Origin of the sequence: Paraburkholderia sp. BR14374 (assembly GCF_040948685.1) — a bacterium.
Taxonomy (GTDB): Bacteria; Pseudomonadota; Gammaproteobacteria; order Burkholderiales; family Burkholderiaceae; genus Paraburkholderia; species Paraburkholderia youngii.
In genome coordinates, this window is record NZ_JBFPKF010000175.1 from 1 (window position 1) to 253 (window position 253).

General features: G+C 65.2%; 1 pseudogene. It reads right to left on the bottom strand.

The window, feature by feature from the left end:
- Positions 1–126 (bottom strand): annotated as a pseudogene (locus AB3X86_RS38540) (1,2-phenylacetyl-CoA epoxidase subunit B); the annotation flags it as partial.
- Between the last annotated feature and the right edge of the window lie 127 nt (positions 127–253).

Sequence of the window (253 nt, forward strand, 5' to 3'; positions counted from 1 at the left end):
GTAGACGTCGCGCGCCATGCGCAGCGCCATCGGCGCGTCGGCCGCGTGCAGACTGCCGCAGTGCTTGTGGTCGAGTCCCTGCTTGCTGCGCACGAACACTTCCCAAATCGGCCATTCCTTGTTCATTTGCTGATCTCCTGATTCCTGTGATGTGCGGTGCCACTCAGGCGGCGTGCTGTTGCGCGCGCTGGCGCTGTTTTTCGGCATGGGCGAGTGCGGCTTCGCGCACCCAGGCGCCGTCCGCATGGGCCTT